Origin of the sequence: Photorhabdus sp. RM323S (genome assembly GCF_042879375.1) — a bacterium.
In the GTDB taxonomy this organism is placed as follows: Bacteria; Pseudomonadota; Gammaproteobacteria; order Enterobacterales; family Enterobacteriaceae; genus Photorhabdus; species Photorhabdus tasmaniensis.
This window is the reverse complement of sequence record NZ_JBHFKZ010000071.1, coordinates 1-19,517: the sequence shown is the minus strand read 5'-3', so window position 1 is coordinate 19,517 and position 19,517 is coordinate 1. Positions and strand designations below refer to the sequence as shown.

Sequence of the window (19,517 nt, the reverse complement as noted above, 5' to 3'; positions counted from 1 at the left end):
TTGAAGCTTCATTCAAAAACAAATTTCCTTAGATGGGTCGTTAGCTCAGTCGGTAGAGCAGTTGAATTTTAATCAATTGGTCGCAGGTTCGAGCCGAGCGAAGCGAGACAATAACACGCTCAGTAGTTCTATATTCCTTACTACCTTAAAACTTACCTCCCAATAACTTGCATAATATGCTTCTTAACCTTACCAGGTAGCTCACTATCGAACTCAAATCCCTTCATTTCCGCCATTTCAGCAGAAATCGCCGTATAAAGCTCTGTGGTTTCCAGTAATGCTCGTATCGCTTCTTCTTTGCCATAACTGCCAAAAATCCCTTGAATACGCTTGCTGAACTTCTCAGGCAGCCATTCATGCAAATGATGGCCGTTGTACCAGATATCCGTCTTTCCATCACTTTTTATCGAGACGTACCACTCCATCATTGCTAGCAATAATTCTTTCATCTCATTATCCCTCATTCTTGCAGGCCATAAATCACCACGAGCGATATAAATAGGCACTTGTGTTGCCTCGAACCAGAACTCGCGCAGGTTTTCATTAAATTCTGCTGATGATGGAATATGTGATTGAGTCAATTGGTGAGTGATTTCAGGAAGCCCGTCCGTAAGGCTCGTCTTATCAAGGAGGATCTTATAGCCGCGTTGATAGAGTTTATCCAAACCTCTCTGTTTCATATCTTTCAGGCGTTCAACACTTGCCAGTGTGAAATCCACCTTACGACCGCCGCTAAAAACGACCAGACAAGTTGGCCAATCTGGTTCACCCTCTTTTTCATTAGCCAGATGCAATGCAACCATAACGTCACCCAACTGTTTAAACCATAAATCGTTGCCTATTAATTCATCTGTTCCCGAACCAATCAGTTCTATATCCAGATCTGAGAATTTATCTACGCGTGTGTTTCTGGCACGGGAACCTGTTTGGATAACTATATCAATACGGGGATCGTTATGGGCAAAAGTCAGGATTTTTTCCAGAAGGATTACCGGGTCTTCCATATATATGAAGTTCCTATTTCACTTTAGTGATGATTGATGAATAAGCCTAATCTCATAAATTAGCAGGTAATGTAATAACTTATAACAGGTGAAATACTCCGCGACAAATTGTTATAAATTGGTTATTTTGTTTAGTATATAAAACAAAATTGCGTGAATTTTTTGATAAGCAGTTAGTTCCATGAGGCTTTTTTTGCCTCATTAGCCAAGCCCATAGTGGTTGTTTTGCATCTGGATGTTTTTCCCAGAATGTTTTCAATGATGCAACGGATATTATTTTCATGACAGTCACCTTAATCCCGTAATGGGACTGTGGCAAGTATTATATCGCTTAACTGCGGTTGTTTTATGGGTGAAATATGTCAACTGTAACATCACAAGCTATAAAGTAGATATGGGATGAGGTGTGATATTCCTAACATTGTTGCTTAGATATTTGTGTCCAGATGCCAGAAGATTCCATCTGGGATTTAAAACAGAAGAGGTTACAGGAAGGGATGGAAGAAATAAGATAAAAATGATTAACCTTATAAGTAATAAGAACACTCTATTGTTATTTTTCTGAACTAGACTGTGATTGATATGAATTGTTGAAGTATTTTTTCAATAATTCAATATGTTTATTATGAAAGAATATTATTTAACTTAAGGAGTGTATATGAGTTCTAAAAATGATTTTAAGGCTTTTTCTATTAGTGATAATGCGAATGTAGTTAGTCAAGAAAAATATGAAGAAAACCAGAGCTTGCAGACTGGATTTCCTCCAGATAATATTTCCACACACTTGTTAAATAAGGTGTTACGTCAATCATCAGCCATATCATCTGTCTTAGCTGATTTTATCGCAACACGATCTGGCAGTGATGTTATTGATGATGGGAATATAGCCAAACTGACCGCTCAATTAAATAAAGCATTAGAACAAAAAATCACAACAGATATTCCCAGTGCTTCGTTAACACAAAAAGGTGTTGTTCAGCTGACAAATGTGACTGGTAATAGTGACACATTGGCAGTGACGCAAAAGCTTGTTCAGAAAGAAATAAATTCATTACGTGAGTATACTTATACCCGTGAAGAGATAGATAACCGGATTAAAGCTGCCAGTGAAATTCCTGCTGGTTCCCCTATTCCGTGGCCGTTGCCTTATCCACCTATTGGTTATTTCATTTGTAATGGTTCACCTTTTAATAAATTACAATATCCGAAGTTGGCGGAGGCTTATCCTAGCGGTAGATTACCTGATTTAAGAGGAGAATTTATCCGCGGATGGGATGATAATCGAGGTGTTGATAGTGGTCGTGGGCTTTTGTCTTGGCAGGGAGATGCAATCAGAAATATTACAGGGACAACTCAAGTGATACATGCCCAGATGGGTGGTGCTCCCCAGACGCCTATATTGAATGGGGTCATGGCATCGTCGCGATATGCTACGCCAGAAACACGTTCAGCAAATGGCGGTGGTAGTTCCGATCTTACATTTTTTGACATTGATGCATCAAGACAAGTCCCAACTGCTAACGAAAATAGACCCCGTAATATCGCATTTAACTACGTCGTAAGGGCCGCATAATTCTAGTGGCAGGAACAGCTTGAAGTAAGAATAAAGCCGGTTAGTCCGGCTTTATTCTTTATTCTGAAAACAGAGAAAAGGGAATGTGTTGTATTTGTACCATTATATACGGTGAGAAAACTCTTAAATGCTATTTTATTTAGAAAATATTATTTTGCATGCTGATTTATTTTCAATTTTCTGGTAATGGTTAATGGATTTCGATTACGTGTAATTAACTACCTTTTTAAAAAGTGCTCTTATTGAGTTAAATCTGCCTGTTATATAAAAGTTTTAATATCTGTATTCGAGCTTTTAAAACGTAATAATAGGTTAGGTAAATATGTAAAATAAACAAAGGATAATAGCGCCGGAAAATGGATTAAACATGACGGTGGATAGGCGGTTTTTACTGATACTTGGGCTTTCTCGTTTTACCTTTAAGTTAGCGATAACAGACAAAATATTCCACGATAAATTGCTATAAATTGATTATTTTGTTTAGTATATTAAACAAATATGCGCAAATTTTCGGACCAAAAACCAAAATTATCGCTTTTTAAAACCATATACTAAACAGAGAATCAGCGTAATGAGCGAGTATATTGATTTTAATTCAACCATTTACCCATTCCCACCGAAACCGACTTTTCTCCGTAAGGATGAAAAGAAACATTGCCGTGAAAAAATCAAACACCTCCTGAAACAGCAGGATGCCGTTATGGTTGCACATTATTACACCGATCCAGAGATCCAGGCTTTGGCTGAGGAGACGGGAGGGTGTGTAGCAGATTCACTGGAAATGGCACGTTTTGGCAGCAATCATCCAGCTTCTACTCTATTAGTGGCCGGAGTGCGATTTATGGGAGAAACCGCTAAAATTCTCAACCCGGAAAAGCGTGTTTTAATGCCAACGTTGGAAGCGGAGTGTTCGCTGGATCTGGGGTGTCCTGAAAAAGAATTTACTGAGTTTTGTGATAATAATCCGGATCGTACAGTCGTGGTTTATGCAAATACATCAGCAGCGGTTAAAGCACGGGCTGATTGGGTTGTGACTTCAAGTATTGCTGTTGAGCTGATCGATCATCTGGATAGCCAGGGGCAAAAGATAATTTGGGCACCGGATCGCCATTTGGGAAATTATGTCCGTAAACAGACCGGAGCCGATATTCTTTGTTGGCAAGGTGCTTGTATTGTCCATGATGAATTTAAAACACAGGCTTTGATAAGAATGCAAGGTCTGCATCCCGATGCTGCGGTATTGGTTCATCCTGAATCACCACAAGCAGTTATTGATCTGGCTGATGCCGTTGGCTCAACCAGTCAGTTAATCAAAGCAGCGCAGTCTTTGCCGCATCAGAAGCTGATTGTGGCAACAGATAAAGGCATCTTTTATAAAATGCAGCAAGTATGCCCGGGGAAGCAGTTATTTGAAGCGCCTACGGCTGGAGAAGGTGCGAGTTGCCGTAGTTGCGCCCACTGTCCGTGGATGGCAATGAATGGCTTACAGGCTATCGTTCAGGGATTGGAGCAGGGCGGGGTTCAGCATGAAATATTTGTTAAAGAAGAGTTACGTGAAAAGGCGCTTATTCCTTTAAACAGGATGCTTGATTTTGCAACTCGGTAAAATGAGAAAATAAATAATGGGTGTTATTCTTTGTTGTCGATAATAATAGGACATAATAGATGGATTTTTTCAGTATTAACAATATATTAGTAAATATCCCACTGGGAAAAGGCGGTTATGATTTATCGTGGATTGAGGCAATAGGCACGATTGCTAGTTTGTTATGTATTTGGTTTGCCAGTCAGGAAAAAATAATTAACTATTTGTTTGGGCTGATTAATGTCACATTATTTGCTGTGATTTTCTTCCAAATTCAACTTTATGCCAGTTTATTGCTGCAATTATTCTTTTTTGCTGCAAATATTTATGGCTGGTATGCCTGGAGCAGGGTTAATGATCAGCAGCAGATTGAACTTAAAATACGTTGGTTAAGTCTGAATAAGGCGTTAATAATTAGTCTGATTTCTGTGCTATTGATTGTTATTATGACTTTTAATATCGATCGGATCTTTGGCTCTCTGACTCAGATTGCCGTTACGATTATGCAAAAGTTTGATTTTAATGTTCAAATGCCGGTATTGGCACCTGATGCATTCCCCTTCTGGGATTCGACAATGACGGTGCTATCTATTGTGGCAATGATTCTGATGACTCGCAAATATGTTGAAAACTGGCTGGTATGGATGGTTATCAATGTGATAAGCGTTGTTATCTATTTCCATCAAGGCGTTTTGGCGATGTCATTGCAGTATGTGATTCTCTTTGGCATTGCACTTAATGGTTCCCGTTTGTGGATTCAGGTAGCTAAGAAAAATCATTCGCAGCCTTTATCCCGTATCGAATAATTTTTTAATGTGCCAGAGAATTGATTTGTCGATCTCTGGCATATTTTTAGCGATTTACTCTGATAATTCTCATTTCTAAAGATATTTCAATTATAAAAAACAGCTCAGATCACGTTTGACTATATTTTTCTATGTCTTTAGTTAAACACTGATTTATTTATTATCTACAAAGAATATTTACAGTTTGTCTTCTAACAGTTAGATTAAAATCACAAGATTGTTTTAAACAAATATACAAAGATGTGGATGAGAGAGGGTTATGAATTATCAGAATGACGATATAAGAATTAAAGAGATAAAAGAATTATTACCGCCTGTAGCACTACTTGAAAAATTTCCAGCAACTGAAAAGGCTGCATCTACAGTACGTAATGCCCGCAAAATTATTCATCAAATTCTGACTGGTGAAGATGATCGTCTGTTGGTTGTGATTGGGCCATGTTCTATTCACGATCCTAAAGCAGCAATGGAATATGCTGGACGGTTGAATAAGTTGCGTGAAGAACTAAAAGATGATTTGGAAATTGTCATGCGGGTTTATTTTGAAAAACCGCGTACAACTATTGGTTGGAAAGGGCTAATTAATGACCCTCATATGAATCACAGCTTTGATATTAATGATGGCTTACGTCTGGCTCGTGAATTGTTGCGGGATATTAATGACATGGGGCTACCAGCTGCGGGTGAATATCTGGATATGATTTCTCCACAGTATTTGGCAGATTTGATGAGTTGGGGAGCAATCGGCGCTCGCACAACGGAATCGCAGGTTCATCGTGAGTTGGCTTCTGGTCTCTCTTGTCCGGTTGGTTTCAAAAATGGCACCGACGGCGGGATAAAAGTTGCAATTGATGCTATTAATGCTGCGGGTTCACCGCACAGTTTCCTTTCTGTCACTAAGTGGGGACATTCCGCGATTGTAAATACCAGTGGAAATTCTGATTGCCATATTATCCTGCGTGGTGGTAGAGAACCAAACTATAGCTCTGAACATGTTATTGCCGTGAAGCAAAGCTTGGAAAAAGCAAGTTTGTCGGCAAGAATTATGATTGATTTCAGTCATGCCAATAGCGCCAAGCAATTTAAAAAGCAGATGGATGTGTGCGAAGATGTCAGTGGGCAAATTGCGGCCGGAGAGAAGGCGATTATTGGTGTTATGGTGGAAAGTCATTTGGAAGAAGGGAACCAAGACCCAGAGAGTGATCAACCATTGGTATACGGTAAAAGTATTACCGATGCTTGCATTGGTTGGGCTGATACTGAAATCTTGTTACGTCAATTATCGTTGGCAGTGAAAGCCCGTTGTGGCCGATAACCTTTTTCGGATGTAAAAAAACCGGAATTAATGATTCCGGTTTTTCATATTTGCTGAAAAAGTACGATATCAGCAATTTTATCGATAATGAATTATTTCGCTTTACCTTGGTTTGCTACAGCGGCGGCTTTTGCGGCGATTTCATCAGCGTTACCCAGATAGTAATGCTTAATTGGTTTCATGTTTTCGTCGAATTCATAAACCAAAGGTACTGCTGTTGGAATATTCAGTTCAAGGATGGCTTCTTCGCTCATGTTGTCCAGATATTTAACCATTGCGCGCAAAGAGTTACCGTGAGCCGCGATAATCACTTTTTCTCCTTTAGCAACACGAGGTTTGATAACGTCTTCCCAGTAAGGGATCACGCGCTCAATAGTTGTTGCCAGGCTTTCAGTCACGGGTAGTTCTTCTGGTTGCAGATTTGCGTAACGTGGATCATGACCTGGAAAACGCTCATCATCTTGAGTTAAATCTGGTGGGGTGATAGCAAATCCACGACGCCACAGTTTAACTTGATCATCACCGTATTTAGCGGCGGTTTCTGATTTGTCCAGACCTTGCAGAGCACCATAATGGCGTTCATTCAGTTTCCAGCTTTTCTCAACAGGTAACCACTGTTGATCAACTTGATCCAGAATGTTCCATAGCGTGTGAATAGCGCGTTTCAGAACAGAGGTGTATGCGAAATCAAAAACAAAGCCTTCTTCTTTCAGTAGCTGGCCTGCTTGTTGAGCTTCGGCGCGACCTTTTTCAGAGAGAGCGACGTCAGTCCAGCCAGTGAAGCGGTTTTCTTTGTTCCACTCGCTTTCACCATGTCTTACCAGAACCAGTTTAGTTACAGCCATAGCGTAAACTCCTTAAAAACCAAACTTAATGATAACTGAGCGCATTATATTGCCCTATACACCAGAACAGCAATCAATAGTCGGGTTCCATAGCGTTATTTGCCTGAAAACCTTAATTTTTTGTAGATTACTGAATAGATGCCGGGCAAGTTTGACATGTTATAGTGCTGTTACCAACTTGATTGGATAAGTAAAGAACAGCAAATGAACCAAATTAAGGACGAAATGGAACCCAACAGCGACCCACAGCCGGCCACTCCACATCCATGCCAGACCATATATTAATCCTGCAAGTGTAGCGAAAATCACCAGTAATAGACCTCCAGCGAAGTGTGCGCCGCCAAAAATCAAGGCGGTGATGATCAGGGCAAAATAGGGGTTAATCCACTGACTCAACCTTTGTTGGATATAGCCACGAAACAGCGCTTCTTCTGCCAGAGAAACAAAGAAAATATTTGCCAAAATAAACATTGGCAACCATGGTGGCATATGCAGTTCAAGCGCAAGTCCGCCTAAGGCTGTTGCAATACTGAGTAGTACCGGAATGGCAACAGTCAAGATTATCCACGCATAAAGGCGAACTTTTGCCAGTGGTTTTGTTGTAAATAATCCAGGTATGCAACATAGCAGAAGGAAAGGGATAAGTGCCTTATCAAAGTTGAAATACATTGAGAATGGCGCACTATGAGGACCAACTTGAACGTTATCGAGAAATTTCAAGTTATGAAAACCTGGGATCAGATGCAGGAATAACGCGATACCAAAAGCGAGCAATAGCAGCTCAGTTGTTATTTTGATGATGTTATTTTGCTGAAAATAGAGACGTAGTGCACCTAACACGAAAATAATTACAATAGTTTCAATTGCTGGATAAATTATAACTTGCGTTATACATCCGGTGACAACGGCAGCCAGTAGAACAATAAGTGCAGTCGTGCGGTGTATAGCTAATAATGCCAGTGATGTGGCAAGTAAACCCCAAATCATATATGCCCTGTTGTTTTCAATAAGTTAGAAGATAATATCTGAGAAGCAAACCAAAGATTGATGATAACTATTATTAAATGAGCAAAAAATAGTAACGCAAGATGATTAAATTGCGATGTTTTTTTCACTGGTCGGAGAAGTGATATTGTTGGTGACAATTGTCCTTCGACCAAAATTTGTGTAGAAGAGGTTGCATTATTGGCGGGCTTAATCACTTACATGCATCATAGATCTGAGCTCAGTTTCAGATAGAGATTGGAACTCAGCTTCATAACGTTTGATGACATCATGAATATTAATACTGATGCCGTTCTCCCGTATCTCAGTAAGAATTTCAACCCCTTTTATATGTCACTCCACAAAATAATGGGGAACTACAGGTAATCAATTGAAAATTTTCTCCGTTTTATAGCGGTATATGTCGCCATCGGGAATAAATATCAGCCGGTGAGTAATACATTGCGGGGCGTCTTCCTGATGATGAGAAACAAACAGTAGCTGAGTATCACCGTCAGTAATCATGATATCAATAAAACGTAATATTAACTGACGGTTGAGTGGATCAAGCCCTTGCAGAGGTTCATCAAGGATCAATAAAGCCGGATGTTTAACCAGAGCACGAGCTATCAGAACCAGCCGTTGTTGCCCCCATGAAAGGCTGTGAAACGGGCCGTTGGCAATCTGAGCAGATAATCCCAGCAAAGCCAGCCATTCATCGGCAAGTTGTTGTTGACGATCTGATACTGCCTGGTAAAGACCGATTGAATCGAAGAAGCCGGACAGAATCACATGACGAACACTGGTACTGACACGGTATTGCAGATGAATACTGTGGCTGATATAGCCAATATGGCGTTTGATATCCCAAATCGTTTCACCACTACCGCGCTGGCGACCAAACAATATCAACTCATTATTGTAGCCTTGGGGATGATCTCCGGTAATCAGATTCAGGAGGGTTGATTTTCCGGCACCGTTTTGACCCATAATCTGCCAGTGTTCACCCGGATTTACCTGCCAGTCCAGCCCGTGCAAAATGGGTTGTTCGTTATACTGAACCACACCATTACGCAAGATAATCAAAGGTTGGTCAGGAGGTAACTGATCATCAATACGACATTCATCCGCTTCTGGTAAATGGATACCATCAAGTTTTTCGCTGTGCACCAGTTGAGCAACCAGTGGATCCGCCATCACTTTTTCTTTTATGCCAGCAGATGTCAGATGGCAATCTGCCAGTACACCAATTTGATCAACAAAACTTGGGATTTCACTGAACCGGTTAAGGATAAGCACCAAAACGATGCCTTTTGCTGACAATGTTTTTAATAATTCAGCGAGCTGACCACGGGCAAATGCATCAAGGCCATCAAAAGGTTCATCAAGGATCAGTAAATCAGGTGAAACCATCAGTGCCTGGCAAAGCAAGGTTTTTCGGGTTTCACCGGTAGAAAGGTATTTAAAGCGGCGGGAAAGTAAATCCATAATACCGAACTGTTTTGCCAGTTCCAGACAAAATTCGTTGTCTTTATGATGAAGCTGAATAATTTCCGCCGCAGTGCGGCCAGTGTCATCCTCATCGTCGCTCAACATATCAGTATTATTGCGTTGCCACTCTTTCTCAGTCAGTTTTTGTAATTGTTCTAAAGAGACGCGGGCACATGTGCGAAATGAGCAATTTCGTTCGCCGGAAAGTTGTACTAATTCATTTGACAACGCACGGGCCAATGATGATTTACCACTACCGTTAGCACCAACAAAAGCCCAGTTTTCACCAGAGGTAATTTTTAGTGACGGTAACTGCAAGGTTTGGGTATCACTTAGACGGAAACAGCCTTGCATTATTTGCAATTCAGACATCTTTTATTCCTTTTTAAGCAACGCAAATATCCTCTCACAAATAAGCGGAATGACGCTGAATGTCAATATTAACTTTTAATTAACATTTAATGTCAGATATCAGGGATATGTGAGGCTCACAACTGCATAATATCCCCGGATATTCCGAATTATTCAGTGATAATAGTGTCAATTTTCAACAAAGAGTTGCAATAATCACTTGATCAGCATTAAAAAGCGCAGTGATTTTATCTTTAGGGTGTAGTTTCAGTTTATCAGCGTCTTGATTGGTCAGAGTAGAACAGAGGGTTTCACCACCATCAAGAACGATAAGAACTTCTGTGCTCTTTTCGCCAGTTTCGATTTTACTAATTTGTCCTGTCAGGGCATTGTCAAAATGGCTGGTGGGAAGTTGTTCTTTAGTCAATGTTATCCAGGGCGCTTTAATCAGAGCCAATACCTCCTTACCTTTTATCAGTCCAAGACGGTCAGCACTCTGTTCTGTCAATGCCGCATCCAGAGATGTTTGACCATCTGCCAGCAATATGCGGACATGTTGCTGCACCTGATTATGGTCACGGTCAGTAATTGTGCCAAAGAATTGATTACGGGCACTGGTTTGCAGAGAAAAACGGGAAATTGCAGCCAATAAGCTATCAAGGGGAAGAGGATCATCTTTCAGCACATCAAAGGCTTTTTGTTGAATTTGTGCGAGTAAATCATAAAGTTGTAACAAACGTTCACCATAATGGGTAAGATTCGTCCCGCCTCCTCCTTTACCACCAGTAGCACGATCCACCAGTATTTCATCTGCTAACTGGTTCATTTCATTGATGGCATCCCAGGCGCTTTTATAACTGATGCCAGCCAGCTTTGCCCCCTGGCTGATAGAACCCGTTGCTTTAATCTGTTTCAGTAATAATATTCGCCGTGGATCTGCGAATAACCGTTGCTGTAATTTCAGTGTTAATAGAATTTCGGCTTGCATAATTATTTTTTTCAGGAAATAAAATCGTGAATTTTTGTTGGCTAACCCGGAAAAACGCACGTTTAGCCGGTTATAGTTGTTTGTCTTTGTTTAGAATGGTACTAATTATAGCGCTATTACGCGCTATGGTTAAAAATGTGTTATGTTGCCGGCTCATTTAATGAGCTACTATGTGAGGCTACCATGTTTGAGTTGATTAAAAGTATGACCTTCTCCCTGGTCATGGTACCGGTAGTAATGGTCGGAATCTTAGGTTTAATTTATGCCCTTGGGGAATTGTTTAATATCATTTCCCGTATTGGTCATTCTGAAAAGTAGAACTAATATTTCTTTATACATCAGGTGCTATTCTGATTACCCGGTGATTCGCCGGGTAATTTGTCTTAACTGATCACAATCAGTTTGTTCTGTTTATCCTGTTTTTCTATTACAGCATTTTACTTCAAATTAAATCAGATAGTAAAAGTTGCTCACAATTTGCCGATTATTAATGGGATAGTCTTCCATTTAGCGCTATATCTTGTTATATACAGCGAACCAATTGGTAATAAGCAGGTGTAAAACAAATGAAAAAGAATTTTATCAAACTGTTAGCGGGAGTTATCGTTTCTTTTACTTTGACGTGGCAAGTATGGGCTACGGAGAAAGTTACCGTATTTGCTGCTGCCTCACTAACCAATGCACTTGACGAGATTTCGATACAATATAAGCAAGAGAAAAAAGGTGACGTGGTGGCTTCCTATGCATCATCTTCTACTTTGGCTCGCCAGATTGAACAAGGTGCTCCGGCAGATATTTTTATTTCCGCTGACCAACAGTGGATGGATTACGTTGCCGGGAAGAAACTGATTATTGATAAAACTCGCTTTACTATTCTGGGAAATCAACTGGTTCTGATTGCACCGAAAGAGAGTAAATTCAATAAAATTGACATTAATAAAGAGACCAAATGGAAATCTTTATTGGCTGATGGCCGTCTTGCTGTCGGTGATCCAGATCATGTTCCGGTAGGTATCTACGCTAAACAATCGCTGCAATATTTGGGGGCATGGGAGACGGTTAATCCTCTGCTGGCTCGTACCAGTAATGTGCGCAGTGGTATGGCGCTGGTGGAACGTGCTGAAGCTCCATTGGGTATTGTTTATGCTTCAGATGCCGTTGCCAGTGATAAAGTTAAAGTTGTGGGGATTTTCCCGGCAGAGAGCTACAAGCCTGTTGAATATCCTATGGCGATCATCAAAGATCATAATAATCCCGCAGTTCTTAGTTTTTATGACTATCTGAAAACCCCAGAGGCCGCTGCGATTTTTAAACGTTACGGTTTTCGCCCACTTTAGGAATAGATTTTTGGAGATGTTAAGTGAATACGAATGGCAAGCTATCATCCTGAGTCTGAAAGTTTCAGGTATGGCGGTGTTAATCAGTTTGCCATTTGGGATCTTGATGGCATGGATTCTGGTTCGTTTCCGGTTTCCGGGTAAATCATTACTTGACAGCATTATTCATCTGCCATTGGTGTTACCACCAGTGGTAGTGGGATATCTGCTGCTGATCAGTATGGGACGTCGTGGATTTATTGGTGAATGGTTATATGACTGGTTTGGGGTAAGCGTTGCATTCAGTTGGCGTGGTGCTGCATTGGCTTCTGCTGTTGTTGCTTTTCCGCTGATGGTCAGGGCGATACGTTTGGCACTGGAAAGTGTTGACCGGCGGTTGGAACAGGCTGCCCGTACCTTGGGAGCGAATCCATTCAGAGTATTTTTTACGATTACATTGCCGCTCTCTTTACCCGGGATTATTGTTGGTACTATTCTGGCATTTGCCCGTTCATTGGGTGAATTTGGCGCAACCATCACCTTTGTATCTAATATTCCAGGTGAAACGCGGACAATCCCTTTGGCGATGTATACCCTGATTGAGACGCCAGGCGCAGAAACTGCCGCCGCTCGTTTATGTATTATCGCCATTATTCTTGCGTTGATATCATTGATGATTTCTGAATGGTTAACCCGTTGGGGAAGGAAACGTTTGGGAGCAACATGTTAGAGCTGGATTTTGAACAACAACTGGGTGATCTTCATTTACAGGTTGACACACAGTTACCCACTGAGGGAATTACGGCTGTTTTTGGCCTTTCAGGTGCAGGAAAGACTTCACTGATAAATGTGATTGCGGGTTTGCTACGTCCACAGAAAGGGCGGGTTGGTCTCAATGAGCATGTGTTGGTGGATATTGAACAAGGGATTTGCTTGCCACCGGAGCAGCGCCGGATAGGTTATGTCTTTCAGGATGCTCGGCTGTTTCCTCATTACCGGGTAAAAGGCAATCTTCAATACGGAATGTCTCCGGTGATGAAACCGGAGTTTGACAGCATTATTAATTTGCTGGGAATTGAGCACCTGCTATCGCGTTTTCCTCTTACCTTGTCCGGTGGTGAAAAACAGCGGGTTGCTATTGGTCGCGCTTTGTTGGCTGCACCTGAATTGCTGTTAATGGATGAACCATTGGCATCTTTGGATCTCCCACGTAAACGAGAACTCTTGCCTTATCTTGAAAGGCTTTCTCAAGATGTCAAAATCCCGATTTTATATGTTAGCCATAACTTGGATGAAATTCTTCGGCTGGCGGAAAACGTGATCGTAATGGATAACGGGAAAGTCAGGGCGACAGGAAAATTGGCAGAGGTTTGGGCCAGCAGCGCACTGCGTCCCTGGTTACAAAAAGAGACGCTCAGTAGCATTCTGAACGTTTCAATGGTCGAACATCATAATCGTTATGAAATGACAGCGGTAGCCTTTGCTGATCAGGCTTTATGGTTGCCTAAAATTGATGTTCAATCGGGAACTAATTTACGTATCAGGATAGACGCTTCCGATGTTTCATTAGTACTGGAACCACCTCGTGGTAGTAGTATCCGTAATATTTTAGCCGCGAAAGTGGTTGAATTTTTTGATGATGATGACCAGGTCGATGTCAAATTGGCGCTGAGTGGTCATTATTTATGGGCAAGAATTACTCCGTGGGCAAGGGATGAACTTAATTTGCGGCAAGGGCAATGGCTTTATGCCCAGATAAAGAGCATTTCTCTTAATCGGCAGTTGTAGAATCTGATTTTTCATAAATGAATAAACAGGTTGTCAGTTGGAAAAAAGAAGATTGTCTGGGATAACAAGGGGTTCCCATGTGGGGTTGCCCCTGAGTGTGATTTATGGGTATTGCTAATCAGACGAGAAACTAAAGAACATACTTGCGAATAATTTTGGCAATACCTGGTTGAGTATTATCCAATGTCACCAGATCGGCCCGTTCTTTGACAGCATCGACACTGTTACCCATAGCAACACCGAGCCCAGAGGTTTCCAACATGCTCAGGTCATTAAAATTGTCACCAAAGGCGATAACATCCTGCATATTCATTCCTTGTGATTCAACCCATTGTTTCAAACGCATACCTTTACTGTTGCCTTTCTTGGTAATATCCACTTGATCAAACCATGACCATTCACACGCAAGATCGATCTCATTCTCGATCTGTTCAGTCACTTCACGCAATTTTGCTAAATCAGGGGAACAGGTAGCGAACTTCCAGATAGACCGCACTTCACCAATAGCGTGCTGAAAACTACTGACATGCTGCATAGTTGGGCGTTGAGATTCAGGCAGGGTCTCAGACCATGTCATGGTGCGGACAATTGTGTCATGCAGTTCTTCATATAACATGGCATCATCCACATACATCAGACGGTGAATATCTGTGTTGCTTAAGTGGGCGAGAACTTTTATCGCTTCCTGAGATGACAGTGGATCTGAGGCTAATACTTTCTTCTGATGGTAATCATACAGATAAGTTCCATTACAGCAGATGACAGGTGTATCGAGTTGCAAAGCCTGATAAAAAGGGTGGATAGCGACATGATGGCGGCCAGTCGCAATCAGCACCTTAACACCGGCTTTACGGGCTTCATTTAGTACAGCGAGTGATTCTGGCAGGATATTCTTTTGAGGACTCAGTAACGTACCGTCCAGATCCAAAGCAATAACGCGATATGACATAGATTAGCCTCATAACTATATATAATGTAAAAGATATTACATTGGAACTGAATAAAATTAAACCAATTGTTCGGTGAATTTAGCCGATAAAATTAAAATTGAGTCGTTACAGATCAATAAAATGGTAACGGATAACTAAGGAGTGAAGATGAAACAGGTGGTTTATACTGCGAGTCCAAACAGTCGTCAGATTCATGTTTGGAACCTGAATAATGAAGGTGAGTTATCATTAATTCAGACAATTGATGTTCCGGGAGAAGTACAGCCAATGGTGGTTAATCCGAATCGTAAGCATCTTTATGTTGGGGTCCGGCCACAATTCAGTATTATCACTTATCAAATTGGCGCTGATGGCAGGCTGGTACAGCAGGGAATTTCACCAATACCGGGTAGCCCGACGCATATCGCTACTGACAGGCAAGGCCGTTTTCTATTCTCTGCTTCCTACAGTTATAACAATCTGAGTGTCAGCCTAATTGACGATCAAGGTATTGCAGGCGCGCCGGTTCAGATTATTGAAGGCTTGCAAGCACCGCATTCAGCCAATATGGATTGGGATAATAAACAGCTATTAGTACCTTGTCTGAAAGAAGATCACCTCCGAATTTTTGAGATGACAGAAGAGGGTTATCTGACAGAGAAGTATGCGGAAGAAGTTACTACAGCAGCAGGGGCGGGGCCTCGTCATATGGCATTCCATCCGAATCAGCAGGTGATTTACTGCATTAATGAACTGGATTCTACCGTGGATGTTTATCGCAAATGGGAGAAATACCGGATTGTTCAGACCATTGATTCATTGCCGAAAGATTTAGCGGGTGTTCGTTGGTCGGCGGATATTCATATTACACCGGATGGTCGTCACCTTTATACCTGTGAGCGTACTGCAAGTTTGATCAGCCATTTTGTTATTTCACAAGATGGTTTTAATCTGACTTTGGCAGGGCACTATAAAACTGAAACACAGCCGCGTGGCTTTGCTATCGATCATAGCGGAAAATATTTGATTGCATCCGGTCAGAAGTCTGACCATATTTCGGTTTCTGCTATTGATAAATATACCGGTAAATTGACTGAATTAGCGCGTTATCCAGTTGGTAAAGCGCCGATGTGGGTGACAGTGTTAGCTCTTTGAGTTTGAGAAGATTGCTGTGTGTTACGGCGATAATAGATAGATGTAAATACATATCAGATTAATGACAAAGTGCCGGTCTTTTGGTCAGCACTTTGAACTGATGAAGATGAGTACAAAAATGATCTGACCATTTTTTGAGTAAAACCCGCCCACCTTTGCTGAAAAATTGTATTAAAAATGTTAATAAACATGATGAATTACTAAAATCAATCAAGCTAATTTCTCCAATTTTCGGAATATTCCTATATCTTTTTAAGTTAAATTCATTGCACTATCGATCATCTATTAACCTATAAGTGGTAAGAATATGATGACGATTTCAGTTAGACCCACTCTTCGTACTGTAAACCAATGGGGAAGTCAATAGAATGGCAAAAGGCTATTATCTGCTTGTTGGTGACAAAACGACCTGTGGTGGAGTTATTATCACCGGTGATCAGACCATCACATTTAACGGGCGGGCAACCGCGCGTGAAGGGGATCACGTCACCTGTGGTAAACATTCTGGTACTTACATGATTATCGGGGGCGTACCCAGCATGTTTAGCATGGGACGGCGATGGGCGGGCACATTAGATAGTGTCAGCGCTTGCCCCTGTCGGGCCCGGCTGATCAATTCCGTGATGGACAGCTATGAGAAGCAGGAGGAGGTTGCTGATCGGGCTGTTGCTCCCACGAATATGGCGGCGGGAAGCGTTCAGCCCGATCCACCGCCTGTAACGCAGGCTCCCCCACCACCGATACCGGTGTTTACCAAATCCTGCCAGCGGGGCAAAGGCTGTACGGATGCGGGAACCGAGGCTGAACCCGCAGATAACTTCGGGCGAATGGCGGTATATCAGGTGTCGTCATCTTCCGCTCCGGTAGAGGCGCAAAAGCCTGAACCGCCTCCCCAGAGCAAGAAACACCCGTCAGAGCCGGATAAACCGCAGGATAAAAAATTACCGTGGTATAAACGCTGGTTTAGTGGTGGAAAAGATAAGGCTGAGGCGGCTGCTACGGCAGTGGCGGCCACCACCCGCAGCGTGGCAGCGGATGGGGAAGCGCTGGTGATGCGTTACATTGGCGGTGGTGCTGCCAGCTCTGGGCGCTGGCTGGCGGCACCAAATCCGTTGACGGTCGGGTTAATGGGATTGTTTTATTCACCGAAGCTGAATGAAGGCGAAGAGGACTACTTAAACCGCTATTGCCTTAGTGAGATTGCTGAACAGTTTGGTCATGCCCCGACTCGTGTGCGTTTCCGCTGGATAAGAGATGAAAAAAGCGGCAGGATGACGGTTCAGGGGTATCACGTCAGCGCGGAAAGTGGTCTGGATAAAGTGCCGGTTCGTATGATGACACTGAATCGGACCACGGGTAACTATGAATTCTGGGAGCCGGGAGAAACCCGGCCAACGATATTATGGACGCCGAACGAACAGGAGTTTCAGGTTCCGGCCCATACCGGGAATGAAGAACGACCATTTATTCCGTCGCAAATCACCGTATTGCCAATCCCGGAAAAAGTGGGCAGCGATATTGAATCGTTGCCGATGCCGGAAGAGAAAGATTTTCGCGATTATATTCTGATCTTCCCGATCCCGAATATGCCGCCGGTGTATGTGTATTTGAGTAAACCGCCGGTGAAACTATTTGAGGTGGATTTGTACAGTAATTTTGCGGGCAGGCCAAGGAATGGGACACATGCTGATCATATGCCTTCGGCGGCGGCTGTTAGGGCTTATTTTAAACGGTTATATCCATTATTAGATGAACGTGAATTCAAGGAATTATCTGAAGATGTCGCTTCTATCATTATACCCGCAGAGGTACATCAAAAGCTCAGTGCTACCTATGGAGGGAGAAATACGCCTACTCAGATAGAACAGGATTCGAAGAATTTACGGGCAGCGCTTGATCGGGACGTTAATACGATAAAACCAGTACTGAAGGAATATGGCGCAACAGAAGCACAACTTGAAGATGCCAGAGCCAAAATGCATAAGCTGAACCAAGAACAGGGGTTATACAAGTAATGACAGTCAATGTTGAAGTGTTAATAAATAGTTTAGGGAAATCTTATCAGGAGATTTTTGATGAAGGGTTAATCCCTTATAAAACCAAGCCAACAGGCTTTTCTGGTGACGAGGTGGTCTGCCTGGATATGGTAAAAGAGGGGATATTTCTAGCGTTTTACCGAGAAGAAAAACGCTTAAAAGAGATTACATTGACCTTGCTAAATGAAAAGAAGCCTCTATACCAATTTCCTAATGAGCTACCATCTCCTTTGGTGTCTCAGATGTCACGACAGTGGGTTCATGAACAGTTTGGTAAGCCTGAGAAATTACAGCAACCACAAATAATAATGAAACGTCAGTTTGGATGGAAAGAGTTATACACATTGCTTGATTTCCGCATTCCTACCAGTATGAAGATCTCTTATGACATGATGGAACGAGTAAAATCAGTGACGTTTTTACCCACTACAGAAGTGCGTTGGTAGTCAATAGAAAGGAGGAAGTTTTTTCTCAAAAGCTTTTTCATTCGCGGTTTGAAAAGCCAAACCGCAGATGAATTGACTTAATAAAAATAGGAATTATATAAATAATGGGCGGATTCGACTAATAAGTGCAATTTTTCAAAAGGAGAATAAATTGCATTTAATCGAAAAATCATAAACCATTAATAGAGAGTTAAAAAGAAATCAGAGCGTAAAATAATACCATCCGAACAGATGGGTATTAAAGCGCTTTCTCGCTGGTTATTTTACGCAGAAAACCATAAAAAATAACGCAATAAAAGAGGGATAAAACGGTTAATCTGACAGGATTTAAGTGCTGAAAAAGGCGGGTAAAACAGCGTTGGTAAAGATAAAAAGAGGAGAGATTTAAGGTTTGTTAAACGTAAAATATGATATTTTATGATGATTAAATGTAATAAAAATCCCGTATTAAAAGGGGTGAAAACAAGGATTAAAATTTTATGCGCGATTTATTTTACATTTACCTAACCTGCCATGAGTATTTAAAAATGCAAGTGAAAAGGTATTAAAGCTTTTGGCTTCTATATCAAGGGCAGATTTAATTCAGTAAATGCGGATTTTTAGCGGGGATTTAATGGTATTTAATCGTAAATGATTAACCGTTAAAAGAGAGTTGAAAAGAAATTCACATATAAAAGAATATTATCCGAACGGAATAGGTATTAAAGCGTTTTATCAACGGTTATTTTACGGATAAAACCTTAAAAACAATGCAATAAAAAAGGGATAAAACGGTTAATGTGACAGGATTTAAACTCTGAAAAAGGCAGGTAAAACAGCGTTGGTAAAGATAAAAAGTGGAAATATTTAGGATTTATTAAACGTAAAACATGATATTTTATGATGATTAAATGTAATAAAAAGCC

Annotated in this window: 17 protein-coding genes and 1 tRNA gene; 12 read left to right on the top strand and 6 right to left on the bottom strand. The window is 41.4% G+C overall.

Annotated features, from left to right (window positions below; genetic code table 11):
* Positions 1-37 precede the first annotated feature (37 nt).
* A tRNA-Lys gene (locus ACGF7G_RS20385) sits at positions 38-107 on the top strand.
* Between the two features lie 45 nt (positions 108-152).
* Here ACGF7G_RS20385 and ACGF7G_RS20380 read toward each other — a convergent pair.
* Positions 153-1,004, bottom strand: coding sequence for an aminoglycoside 6-adenylyltransferase (locus ACGF7G_RS20380; protein ID WP_387467949.1), 852 nt, complete (start codon positions 1,002-1,004; stop codon positions 153-155).
* A gap of 658 nt (positions 1,005-1,662) precedes the next feature.
* On the opposite strand from ACGF7G_RS20380, the gene ACGF7G_RS20375 reads away from it, so the two are divergent.
* The 4 genes from ACGF7G_RS20375 (at position 1,663) to aroG (ending at position 6,283) form a co-directional block, all read left to right on the top strand.
* Entirely contained in the window at positions 1,663-2,577 is a 915-nt protein-coding gene (locus ACGF7G_RS20375; RefSeq protein ID WP_387467947.1) for a tail fiber protein, read from the top strand.
* 571 nt (positions 2,578-3,148) lie between these two features.
* Positions 3,149-4,183: a quinolinate synthase NadA gene (nadA, locus tag ACGF7G_RS20370; RefSeq protein ID WP_387467945.1), complete on the top strand. Its 1,035-nt coding sequence runs from the start codon at positions 3,149-3,151 to the stop codon at positions 4,181-4,183.
* A 59-nt stretch (positions 4,184-4,242) separates the two neighbouring features.
* A complete protein-coding gene (pnuC, locus tag ACGF7G_RS20365; protein ID WP_387467943.1) occupies positions 4,243-4,968 on the top strand; it encodes a nicotinamide riboside transporter PnuC in 726 nt (241 codons plus the stop codon).
* A gap of 259 nt (positions 4,969-5,227) precedes the next feature.
* The gene (gene aroG, locus ACGF7G_RS20360; RefSeq protein WP_387467941.1) at positions 5,228-6,283 is read left to right on the top strand and encodes a 3-deoxy-7-phosphoheptulonate synthase AroG; all 1,056 of its coding nucleotides are present in this window, start codon (positions 5,228-5,230) and stop codon (positions 6,281-6,283) included.
* A 92-nt stretch (positions 6,284-6,375) separates the two neighbouring features.
* On the opposite strand, the gene gpmA is transcribed toward aroG, so the two are convergent.
* From gpmA to modE, 4 genes are all read right to left on the bottom strand, one after another.
* The gene (gpmA, locus tag ACGF7G_RS20355; protein ID WP_166295538.1) at positions 6,376-7,128 is read right to left on the bottom strand and encodes a 2,3-diphosphoglycerate-dependent phosphoglycerate mutase; all 753 of its coding nucleotides are present in this window, start codon (positions 7,126-7,128) and stop codon (positions 6,376-6,378) included.
* Positions 7,129-7,287: 159 nt separating this feature from the next.
* On the bottom strand, positions 7,288-8,112 hold the full coding sequence (locus ACGF7G_RS20350) for a CPBP family intramembrane glutamic endopeptidase (RefSeq protein WP_387467953.1): 825 nt from the start codon (positions 8,110-8,112) through the stop codon (positions 7,288-7,290).
* Between the two features lie 387 nt (positions 8,113-8,499).
* Positions 8,500-9,975: a molybdate ABC transporter ATP-binding protein ModF gene (modF, locus tag ACGF7G_RS20345; protein WP_387467939.1), complete on the bottom strand. Its 1,476-nt coding sequence runs from the start codon at positions 9,973-9,975 to the stop codon at positions 8,500-8,502.
* Positions 9,976-10,150: 175 nt separating this feature from the next.
* A complete protein-coding gene (gene modE, locus ACGF7G_RS20340) occupies positions 10,151-10,942 on the bottom strand; it encodes a molybdenum-dependent transcriptional regulator (RefSeq protein ID WP_387467937.1) in 792 nt (263 codons plus the stop codon).
* 183 nt (positions 10,943-11,125) lie between these two features.
* Between modE and ACGF7G_RS20335 the strand changes: the two genes are divergently transcribed.
* From ACGF7G_RS20335 to modC, 4 genes are all read left to right on the top strand, one after another.
* On the top strand, positions 11,126-11,260 hold the full coding sequence (locus ACGF7G_RS20335) for an AcrZ family multidrug efflux pump-associated protein (RefSeq protein ID WP_387467935.1): 135 nt from the start codon (positions 11,126-11,128) through the stop codon (positions 11,258-11,260).
* Between the two features lie 248 nt (positions 11,261-11,508).
* On the top strand, positions 11,509-12,279 hold the full coding sequence (gene modA / locus ACGF7G_RS20330; RefSeq protein WP_387467933.1) for a molybdate ABC transporter substrate-binding protein: 771 nt from the start codon (positions 11,509-11,511) through the stop codon (positions 12,277-12,279).
* Positions 12,280-12,295: 16 nt separating this feature from the next.
* Positions 12,296-12,988 carry a molybdate ABC transporter permease subunit gene (modB, locus tag ACGF7G_RS20325; RefSeq protein WP_387467951.1) on the top strand — a complete coding sequence of 231 codons (693 nt, stop codon included), beginning with the start codon at positions 12,296-12,298 and terminating at the stop codon, positions 12,986-12,988.
* Positions 12,982-14,046: a molybdenum ABC transporter ATP-binding protein ModC gene (gene modC, locus ACGF7G_RS20320; RefSeq protein ID WP_387467931.1), complete on the top strand. Its 1,065-nt coding sequence runs from the start codon at positions 12,982-12,984 to the stop codon at positions 14,044-14,046. Before modB ends, modC begins: the two co-directional genes overlap by 7 nt.
* Positions 14,047-14,176: 130 nt before the next feature.
* Here modC and ACGF7G_RS20315 read toward each other — a convergent pair whose 3' ends face one another.
* A complete protein-coding gene (locus ACGF7G_RS20315) occupies positions 14,177-14,995 on the bottom strand; it encodes a pyridoxal phosphatase (protein WP_133815097.1) in 819 nt (272 codons plus the stop codon).
* A gap of 148 nt (positions 14,996-15,143) precedes the next feature.
* Here ACGF7G_RS20315 and pgl point away from each other — a divergent pair, with 148 nt between their 5' ends.
* From pgl to ACGF7G_RS20300, 3 genes are all read left to right on the top strand, one after another.
* Positions 15,144-16,130 (top strand): 6-phosphogluconolactonase, encoded by a 987-nt coding sequence (pgl, locus tag ACGF7G_RS20310; protein WP_387467928.1) that lies wholly within the window; start codon positions 15,144-15,146, stop codon positions 16,128-16,130.
* Positions 16,131-16,498: 368 nt separating this feature from the next.
* Positions 16,499-18,145, top strand: coding sequence for an S-type pyocin domain-containing protein (locus tag ACGF7G_RS20305; protein ID WP_387467926.1), 1,647 nt, complete (start codon positions 16,499-16,501; stop codon positions 18,143-18,145).
* Positions 18,145-18,612: a DUF6392 family protein gene (locus ACGF7G_RS20300; RefSeq protein WP_133815094.1), complete on the top strand. Its 468-nt coding sequence runs from the start codon at positions 18,145-18,147 to the stop codon at positions 18,610-18,612. The genes ACGF7G_RS20305 and ACGF7G_RS20300 overlap by 1 nt, the downstream gene beginning before the upstream one ends.
* The last annotated feature ends 905 nt before the right edge of the window (positions 18,613-19,517 follow it).

What these genes read in the sequence shown, in the direction of transcription:
- ACGF7G_RS20375 (WP_387467947.1), top strand. Translation starts at nt 1,663, where the DNA reads ATGAGTTCTAAAAATGATTTTAAGGCTTTTTCTATTAGTGATAATGCG.
- aroG (WP_387467941.1), top strand. Translation starts at nt 5,228, where the DNA reads ATGAATTATCAGAATGACGATATAAGAATTAAAGAGATAAAAGAATTA.
- modB (WP_387467951.1), top strand. Translation starts at nt 12,296, where the DNA reads ATGTTAAGTGAATACGAATGGCAAGCTATCATCCTGAGTCTGAAAGTT.
- ACGF7G_RS20335 (WP_387467935.1), top strand. Translation starts at nt 11,126, where the DNA reads ATGTTTGAGTTGATTAAAAGTATGACCTTCTCCCTGGTCATGGTACCG.
- pnuC (WP_387467943.1), top strand. Translation starts at nt 4,243, where the DNA reads ATGGATTTTTTCAGTATTAACAATATATTAGTAAATATCCCACTGGGA.
- ACGF7G_RS20305 (WP_387467926.1), top strand. Translation starts at nt 16,499, where the DNA reads ATGGCAAAAGGCTATTATCTGCTTGTTGGTGACAAAACGACCTGTGGT.
- modA (WP_387467933.1), top strand. Translation starts at nt 11,509, where the DNA reads ATGAAAAAGAATTTTATCAAACTGTTAGCGGGAGTTATCGTTTCTTTT.
- ACGF7G_RS20380 (WP_387467949.1), bottom strand. Translation starts at nt 1,004, where the DNA reads ATGGAAGACCCGGTAATCCTTCTGGAAAAAATCCTGACTTTTGCCCAT.
- ACGF7G_RS20300 (WP_133815094.1), top strand. Translation starts at nt 18,145, where the DNA reads ATGACAGTCAATGTTGAAGTGTTAATAAATAGTTTAGGGAAATCTTAT.
- modE (WP_387467937.1), bottom strand. Translation starts at nt 10,942, where the DNA reads ATGCAAGCCGAAATTCTATTAACACTGAAATTACAGCAACGGTTATTC.
- gpmA (WP_166295538.1), bottom strand. Translation starts at nt 7,128, where the DNA reads ATGGCTGTAACTAAACTGGTTCTGGTAAGACATGGTGAAAGCGAGTGG.
- nadA (WP_387467945.1), top strand. Translation starts at nt 3,149, where the DNA reads ATGAGCGAGTATATTGATTTTAATTCAACCATTTACCCATTCCCACCG.
- modF (WP_387467939.1), bottom strand. Translation starts at nt 9,975, where the DNA reads ATGTCTGAATTGCAAATAATGCAAGGCTGTTTCCGTCTAAGTGATACC.
- modC (WP_387467931.1), top strand. Translation starts at nt 12,982, where the DNA reads ATGTTAGAGCTGGATTTTGAACAACAACTGGGTGATCTTCATTTACAG.
- pgl (WP_387467928.1), top strand. Translation starts at nt 15,144, where the DNA reads ATGAAACAGGTGGTTTATACTGCGAGTCCAAACAGTCGTCAGATTCAT.
- ACGF7G_RS20315 (WP_133815097.1), bottom strand. Translation starts at nt 14,995, where the DNA reads ATGTCATATCGCGTTATTGCTTTGGATCTGGACGGTACGTTACTGAGT.